The 4,759-nt window shown below is 40.3% G+C and carries 7 protein-coding genes; 2 read left to right on the top strand and 5 right to left on the bottom strand.

Going from position 1 to position 4,759, the window contains the following annotated elements:
* Positions 1–130 precede the first annotated feature (130 nt).
* From ACEW8U_RS06485 to ACEW8U_RS06470, 4 genes are all read right to left on the bottom strand, one after another.
* Positions 131–361 carry a hypothetical protein gene (locus ACEW8U_RS06485; protein WP_373521224.1) on the bottom strand — a complete coding sequence of 77 codons (231 nt, stop codon included), beginning with the start codon at positions 359–361 and terminating at the stop codon, positions 131–133.
* Between the two features lie 317 nt (positions 362–678).
* Positions 679–903 (bottom strand): hypothetical protein, encoded by a 225-nt coding sequence (locus tag ACEW8U_RS06480; RefSeq protein ID WP_373521223.1) that lies wholly within the window; start codon positions 901–903, stop codon positions 679–681.
* Positions 891–1,331 (bottom strand): DUF5675 family protein, encoded by a 441-nt coding sequence (locus ACEW8U_RS06475; protein ID WP_373521222.1) that lies wholly within the window; start codon positions 1,329–1,331, stop codon positions 891–893. Before ACEW8U_RS06475 ends, ACEW8U_RS06480 begins: the two co-directional genes overlap by 13 nt.
* 1 nt (position 1,332) lies before the next feature.
* Positions 1,333–2,079 (bottom strand): hypothetical protein, encoded by a 747-nt coding sequence (locus ACEW8U_RS06470; protein ID WP_373521221.1) that lies wholly within the window; start codon positions 2,077–2,079, stop codon positions 1,333–1,335.
* An 848-nt stretch (positions 2,080–2,927) separates the two neighbouring features.
* On the opposite strand from ACEW8U_RS06470, the gene ACEW8U_RS06465 reads away from it, so the two are divergent.
* Both ACEW8U_RS06465 and ACEW8U_RS06460 read left to right on the top strand, forming a co-directional pair.
* Positions 2,928–3,404: a MauE/DoxX family redox-associated membrane protein gene (locus ACEW8U_RS06465; RefSeq protein ID WP_373521220.1), complete on the top strand. Its 477-nt coding sequence runs from the start codon at positions 2,928–2,930 to the stop codon at positions 3,402–3,404.
* A 95-nt stretch (positions 3,405–3,499) separates the two neighbouring features.
* A complete protein-coding gene (locus tag ACEW8U_RS06460; RefSeq protein ID WP_373521219.1) occupies positions 3,500–3,757 on the top strand; it encodes a hypothetical protein in 258 nt (85 codons plus the stop codon).
* 70 nt (positions 3,758–3,827) lie between these two features.
* Here ACEW8U_RS06460 and ACEW8U_RS06455 read toward each other — a convergent pair.
* The coding region (locus tag ACEW8U_RS06455; RefSeq protein WP_373521218.1) for a hypothetical protein at positions 3,828–4,759 on the bottom strand (932 nt) is incomplete at its 5' end.

The raw sequence follows: 4,759 nt of genomic DNA, 5'->3' as shown, positions 1-4,759 counted from the left end.
AGGTAGAGGAATTCTTCGCCTGACCTGTACATTCCAAAACAATAACTTGCCTAAGGGCTCTTATAAAACCGGAAAATATTCCGGTGGGGTAAATGGAAAACCCTGAAAATCAAAGTGTGGTAGTATTGAACTACTGCACTTTTTTATTGGTGCTCTCTTCACTTTTCTCAATATATTCCATTACCTTACTGACAGGTATTCCATGAAAATCAGCATATTCATCCAATGTGATCATTTGATGCTCAGATTTGTTAAGGTATTCTTTTATCCTTGCTATCAACCGATAACCATACCTCCTGCTCCTACCAGTGATTCTCATGATATCCTGAGCATATATAACGCTCCTTGATACTTTTGGCATAGCCCGGTAAACTTAAATTACAAGAAACCTGAACTTTTCATTCTGGAATTCCCGGGAACAGCATAGGTCAATAAATTTACCTCTTTCCCACAAAAATTGATTTTTCATAGCGCAAACTTTTGGGTTAATAATAAACTTTTACTGGTAATTAAAACCTAAATACAGAGTTAATTTAAAGTTTTTATTTGTATTATCCAAATAAAGAATTAATTCAGTCACTAAGGTTAATTTTCAACCATTCAATTTATTCAGAAATTGAAACCCCCTCCATCTTATGACGAAGGGGGTAATCCCAAAAACATATCTTAAAATCTGTTTTAATCAATGTTTTTAGACCTTGTCCCAGGGATTTTTTTTGAAGATAGCCAATCCCAGATCCTTTGCTGATCTGCTTTTAGCAATACAAAAAGTTCCCTAAGTGACGCCTGCTCTTTCTGCATCTGCCTGAAATCCTGTACTAACAATTGCAGCAAATAAGCAATGATAGATAGGAGGAGTGAAACCACCCCCCCTATTGCCTCTGGAAATCCTAGTCCATCCATGACATTTCATATTGGGCCAGGTTAAGGGCAGCATCTGGATAGCTCTTTATCTCCAGCAATATTTGCTCTTCACTTTCAAGGGCATTACAGACTATCTCTTTGAATTTTTCAAAGGCAGTTTTGGCATAAGAACCCCTGCCTTCACCTATCAAAGAAACCACCGGCACTATCACTGGCAACTTGCACATTTTGTCCTTTTGTGGGAGAATGGGAATATTCCCCCATCCTTGTGCATCCAGCAAAAGAATGTGCCAACCCCATTCCTCTGAAAATTCTTTCCTGAGGGTATAGGTGCCTTCCGGAATACAGGAACCTGAGTTGTTACGCTTCCAGGACAATTCTATCGTATGGCATATCTTATAGCCTTCAATAGTAATCGTGCCGTTTGTACCACCAGGCCAATACTCCCTCTCCAAATGAAACTTCATCTTACGGCTCGATTAAGATGATCTTGGCAGAATTATGGGCCCTGTTGTTCAGGTCATAATACTTACTGTTCACCATCTGGAGAAACTCAATTCCCAAACCGTAAAACTGTACCGGTCCAAATCCCGTTGCCTTCGGTACAGTCAGGACAATCCCACTTAAGGTATCAGTATTGATCGGAAATTCTGCCGAAGCCACATAGCTCGAACCATAAGTGACTTGTTCAAAATCAACTCCCGCAGCCACCACAAACAACCGGAAGTGTGTAGCCCCTTTGGGATGCAATACATGTTTTGTAGGTATAAACGGCTGGAATACCAACTCCACATCTGAACCACCGCTTTGGACTTCATACTGTCCATACAAAGTGGACTCCATCATAGAGTTGTAGTTAAACTGAAAATCAGCCAACAAACTGAAATCCCCATTTTGAACGAGGCGTTCGCCCCTGTCATTCACCAAATCTGACCTCAATACCTTCAGCACTTTGCTGTACAGCCTGTTATGGATCCTTGCGTCCCTCACCCTCAAGGTGATTTCACCGAAAACATCCTTCAACAGTTTGGAGGAGGTAGCAGCCTGACTGAATTCAGCCAGGTTTTCCCTGGTCCGCCTGAATTTCTCATCATTGAGAATCCTTTCTTTGGATACTCCACCTTTTTGCCGGGCGTGGAAGCCATTTCTCCCTTTATAGAAGGTCACATCACCGATGGTGCCTTCCAACTTTATAAAACTTGATTGATTTGCCATATTCATTATTGTTTAAAATTGAACATGCCCAAATTTGAACTTCAAAAAGATAAATTAAAAAGTGAATGTCACTATTGGCACACATGGCACTCTTGGCGCTTTTGGCTATGCCCAAACACCTGATTCTTAACAGTTAAACCCTACAAAACCCAATAACCACACCACCACTCCTCCCCATATGACTCATCCACCCACTGCCAACTGACCCACTGTAACCTGATTACTCAGACTGCCTACTGCCAACTGAACACTAAAAACTGCCATTCTATATCGTCCGTGCCGATGGCACTTTAAGGTCACTATCTTCCTTATGATCCCGGCAATAAATTACCGGGCTATAATTTCGGTCATACCTACGGCATTTTGCCAATCAATTCTCCGCCAGTGTGAGTGTCTCCACTCACATCCAACCCAAAGGGTGAATTTCGGTCAAACCTGCGGCATTTTGACCTATCAATTCTAACCATAATCCCATACTGCGACTTGAAAACTGCCTACTGATCACTGCCTACTGCAAACTGAACACTGTCCACTGAATACTGAACACTGCCAACTCTGTAGACTCAACTGCCCACTGAACACTTCTCACTGATCACTGCCTACTGCCTACTAACCCCTCCCCTACACCAAAGCTACATTAAAGCTACATATACAGGGACTTTACCTACATTTTAGATACTCAAATGAGGAACCCAAAACCCAACCGACACCTCTATTTTCATCATACCTAAGCCTTAACTCTATCCCCTGATTTTTTCTCACCTTTCCCCTGACCCCATTTACCTGATCAATTCCGGTATTGACGACTTTTTTTATGATATGCTTTTTTGAATTTCAAAATTGACTCCATGAATAAGCAAGCAGCAAGCAAAACTCCATTCATTGGAATCAAAACACATAACCTCTTAACTGAAATCTGCAGTTGGGTATTGGCTTTGGTTTTTGCTTACACGGCATCCAGCAAATGGATTGATTGGTACGGAACTCAGTCAGCATTTTACAATCAGATATTTCCCAACTGGACAGCTGAAATCTTAATGTTTTCTATTCCCCCTTTGGAATTGTTTTTGGCGATAAGTCTGCTTATTCCCAGTACCAGGAAGGTTGCATTTGCTGCCAGCCTGGTACTTATGGTCATTTTCACAATCTATGTCGGCTTGATAATGACCGGAATATTCGGACGGATACCATGTAGCTGTGGGGGTATTATCAGCGCCTTGGGCTGGGAAGAACATTTACTCATGAACATATTATTAGTGGTCATTGCCACAATCGGATTTTTATCCATTAGAAAAATACATCCCGCCAGATCAGATACGGAGTAACTGCCTGGCATCAGTGGGGGTACAAGCTGACCGTTCCTCCCAAAAGGTTTGAGACTAAAAGTGGTCAGGAAAATAAAATATAAATTTACAAAATCATGAAAACAAAGATTTTGAATTTCTTGAGATTAGGGATATTTGCATTTGCCATTATGGCAGCTTATGCATTTACCCAGCCTATTGATCCCAATCAACCGAAGTATGGATTTGATGGCAATCAGTGGCACAATGTGACTGGACAAATGCCCGGTCAGGGGGTTTACAGCTGTGACCTACCTTTAACTGACATTTGTACCAGAACAGGAGAAGGGGAAGGATTCGATCAAGTAGAACCGGGAGTGTTTATCAAAAACTAGCTAAGTTTGGCCGGGACTTTGTTCCCGGTTTTTTTTTGAATTATCTCAATCTGAGAATACCTAATCCTTTTCAATCCCCTCTTTCTTCTCCAACAAAATCTTTACGTCTATTAATTATTCCTTTCAAATCATTCAGTTTCTCTATCCTATATTTTTTGGATTCTTGGACTTCAAATTTTAGAATCTGAAAATTAAAGTATTCCAAAAACTCAAGCTTGCAACGCTTTAGTAACTCAGGTATAAAATGAACAGCTTCATCAACATTCTCTACTTTGTCTCTCAGTGGAATGCCAGGATAATTGATATAGAAATCCAAAAAAACCTGTGAAGCGACCTCATAATGTGCTTCTGGCAAATACTGCACACCAAATTTTTTTAAATCTAAAATCATGGTCTTCATTATATCGGGCGTTTCCAAAAGATCTTCTACTTCTTGATCTGTAAAATAACTTTCCAGCATCTTACCCAAAATATTCTCAGATAAATATCCTAATCCCCCAACCGATCTCACCAACTCAGTACCTATCACTAATTCATCCTCGGTACAACTTATAAGTATATCTTCTACTTTACAGATCAGCCTTTTTATAATTCGTTCAGGTAATAAATCCCAGATAATTTGAAAACAAAACTCAATGGACTCACATTGCCCAAGCGTATTGTCCTCATCCAATCTCCCAATAAATAAATTCCCGGCAACCTGCTCCAATTCTTCCTCATTTAGCCTTGCCAATTTTGGATTTATGATTGGCTGAAGGTCCTCAACCTCGGAATTTAAAATCAAAAAGTAGAACCTTTCTCCAATATCCCAACTTTCCAACCTCGGACTGTCAAAAAATCTAATAGCCGATTCCAAAACCTCATTTAATTCCTTCCTTTGCTGATACGTCAGATTCCTTTTGATTTGTCTTTTCAGCAATTCCATCTGATTTTGCGTTGACCTGAGTTCCATTTCCTGTGATGGGAATAGGGCTTCCATATTGGCGGCAATGTCAATCAGTT

The sequence above is a fragment of the Aquiflexum sp. genome (genome assembly GCF_041751335.1).
GTDB lineage: Bacteria > Bacteroidota > Bacteroidia > Cytophagales > Cyclobacteriaceae > Aquiflexum.
The sequence above is the reverse complement of the archived record's forward strand: the minus strand, read 5'-3'. Positions and strand labels throughout refer to the sequence as shown.

Excerpts from the sequence above, each read along its gene's own strand:
- ACEW8U_RS06475 (WP_373521222.1), bottom strand. The coding sequence starts at position 1,331 with ATGAAGTTTCATTTGGAGAGGGAGTATTGGCCTGGTGGTACAAACGGC.
- ACEW8U_RS06470 (WP_373521221.1), bottom strand. The coding sequence starts at position 2,079 with ATGGCAAATCAATCAAGTTTTATAAAGTTGGAAGGCACCATCGGTGAT.
- ACEW8U_RS06480 (WP_373521223.1), bottom strand. The coding sequence starts at position 903 with ATGGATGGACTAGGATTTCCAGAGGCAATAGGGGGGGTGGTTTCACTC.
- ACEW8U_RS06460 (WP_373521219.1), top strand. The coding sequence starts at position 3,500 with ATGAAAACAAAGATTTTGAATTTCTTGAGATTAGGGATATTTGCATTT.
- ACEW8U_RS06485 (WP_373521224.1), bottom strand. The coding sequence starts at position 361 with ATGCCAAAAGTATCAAGGAGCGTTATATATGCTCAGGATATCATGAGA.
- ACEW8U_RS06465 (WP_373521220.1), top strand. The coding sequence starts at position 2,928 with ATGAATAAGCAAGCAGCAAGCAAAACTCCATTCATTGGAATCAAAACA.